Here is a 2,889-nt window from a genome sequence, read left to right as displayed (position 1 = left end):
CCACGCTTCCACCCATGACCTATCTACCTCATCGTCTCTGAGGGGTCTTTCTTGATTGCTCAAAGGGAAATCTCATCTCGGAGGGGGCTTCATGCTTAGATGCTTTCAGCACTTATCCCGTCCGCACGTAGCTACCCAGCGATGCTCCTGGCGGAACAACTGGTACACCAGCGGTGCGTCCATCCCGGTCCTCTCGTACTAAGGACAGCTCTCCTCAAATTTCCTGCGCCCACGACGGATAGGGACCGAACTGTCTCACGACGTTCTGAACCCAGCTCGCGTACCGCTTTAATGGGCGAACAGCCCAACCCTTGGGACCTACTCCAGCCCCAGGATGCGATGAGCCGACATCGAGGTGCCAAACCTCCCCGTCGATGTGGACTCTTGGGGGAGATCAGCCTGTTATCCCCAGGGTAGCTTTTATCCGTTGAGCGATGGCCCTTCCATGCGGAACCACCGGATCACTAAGCCCGACTTTCGTCCCTGCTCGACTTGTAGGTCTCGCAGTCAAGCTCCCTTCTGCCTTTGCACTCTTCGAATGATTTCCAACCATTCTGAGGGAACCTTTGGGCGCCTCCGTTACTGTTTAGGAGGCGACCGCCCCAGTCAAACTACCCGCCTGACACGGTCCTCCAGCCGGATCACGGCTGCGAGTTAGAGACTCTATACGCAAAGGGTGGTATCCCAAGGGTGTCTCCACCGAAGCTGGCGCTCCGGCTTCACAAACTCCCACCTATCCTGTACATCGCGTACAAAGCCTCAATATCAGGCTGTAGTAAAGCTCCATGGGGTCTTTCCGTCCTGTCGCGGGTAACCTGCATCTTCACAGGTACTATGATTTCACCGGGTCTCTCGTTGAGACAGTGCCCAAATCGTTACGCCTTTCGTGCGGGTCGGAACTTACCCGACAAGGAATTTCGCTACCTTAGGACCGTTATAGTTACGGCCGCCGTTTACTGGGGCTTCGGTTCAGTGCTTCTCTTGCGATGACACATCCCCTTAACCTTCCAGCACCGGGCAGGCGTCAGCCCCTATACTTCATCTTGCGATTTAGCAGAGACCTGTGTTTTTGCTAAACAGTCGTTTGGGCCTATTCACTGCGGCTTATGTTGCCATAAGCGTCCCTTCTCCCGAAGTTACGGGACCATTTTGCCGAGTTCCTTAACGAGAGTTATCCCGCGCGTCTTAGAATTCTCATCTCGCCTACCTGTGTCGGTTTGCGGTACTGGCGCCGACCTCCTCACTAGAGGCTTTTCTTGGCAGCGTGAAATCCGGTGCTTCGCCCTACGGGCTCCACGTCACAGCTCAACCTTGGTGCCGGGCGGATTTGCCAACCCGACGGCCTCGCTGCTTGTCCGTGCACTTCCAGTCGCACGGTCACCTTATCCTTCTGCGTCCCCCCATCGTTCAAACGGTGGTACGGCGGTACAGGAATATCGACCTGTTGTCCATCGCCTACGCCTTTCGGCCTCGGCTTAGGTCCAGACTAACCCTGAGCGGACGAGCCTTCCTCAGGAAACCTTAGGCTTTCGACGGAGGGGATTCTCACCCCTCTTTTCGCTACTCACACCGGCATTCTCACTTCCAAGCGCTCCACGGCTCCTCACGATACCGCTTCACTGCTGCTTGGAACGCTCTCCTACCATCCCTTACGGGATCCATAGCTTCGGTGGTATGTTTAGCCCCGTTACATTTTCGGCGCGGCGCCACTCGACTAGTGAGCTATTACGCACTCTTTGAATGGTGGCTGCTTCTAAGCCAACATCCTAGTTGTCTGTGCAGCGCCACATCCTTTTCCACTTAACATACACTTGGGGACCTTAGCTGATGGTCTGGGCTGTTTCCCTCTCGACTACGGATCTTATCACTCGCAGTCTGACTCCCGAGTACAAGTTGCTGGCATTCGGAGTTTGACTGAATTCGGTAACCCTGTGGGGGCCCCTAGTCCAATCAGTGCTCTACCTCCAGAACTCTTCACCTCGAGGCTAGCCCTAAAGCTATTTCGGAGAGAACCAGCTATCTCCAGGTTCGATTGGCATTTCACCGCTACCCACACCTCATCCCCGCACTTTTCAACGTGCGTGGGTTCGGACCTCCAGTCAGTGTTACCTGACCTTCATCCTGGACATGGGTAGATCACCTGGTTTCGGGTCTACGACGACGGACTGATGCGCCCTGTTCAGACTCGCTTTCGCTGCGGCTCCGCCTCATCGGCTTAACCTCGCCCGCCATCGTAACTCGCCGGTTCATTCTACAAAAGGCACGCCATCACCCGTGAACGGGCTCTGACTACTTGTAGGCATACGGTTTCAGGATCTCTTTCACTCCCCTTCCGGGGTGCTTTTCACCTTTCCCTCACGGTACTGGTTCACTATCGGTCACTAGGAAGTATTTAGCCTTGGGAGATGGTCCTCCCGGATTCCGACGGGGTTTCACGTGTCCCGCCGTACTCAGGATCCACTCTGGAGGGGATGGGGTTTCGGCTACAGGGCCGTCACCTTCTCTGGCCGACCTTTCCAGGTCGTTCACCTACCCTATCCCTTTGTAACTCCGTGTAGAGTGTCCTACAACCCCAGGAAGCATGCTTCCTGGTTTGGGCTGTTCCCGTTTCGCTCGCCGCTACTCAGGGAATCGAATTTTCTTTCTCTTCCTCCGGGTACTTAGATGTTTCAGTTCCCCGGGTATGCCTCACGCCACGCTATGTATTCACGTGGGTGTCCCGCCAGTCTCCCGGCGGTGGGTTCCCCCATTCGGAGATCTCTGGATCAATGTGTACTTACCACTCCCCAGAGCATTTCGCTGTTCGTCGCGTCCTTCATCGGCTCCTAGTGCCAAGGCATCCACCGTACGCCCTTTCTACCTTGATCTAGCGTCTAAGACACACGGTCC

The 2,889-nt window shown here is 55.6% G+C and carries 1 rRNA gene; it reads right to left on the bottom strand.

The features are described from left to right. Positions 1-2,867 (bottom strand): 23S ribosomal RNA (locus KNO90_RS14560); the annotation flags it as partial. Positions 2,868-2,889: the final 22 nt, after the last annotated feature.

Origin of the sequence: Exiguobacterium sp. s63 (assembly GCF_018617335.1) — a bacterium.
In the GTDB taxonomy this organism is placed as follows: Bacteria; Bacillota; Bacilli; order Exiguobacteriales; family Exiguobacteriaceae; genus Exiguobacterium.
Note: the sequence above shows the minus strand (reverse complement) of the source record. Positions and strands in the feature narration are given on the sequence as shown.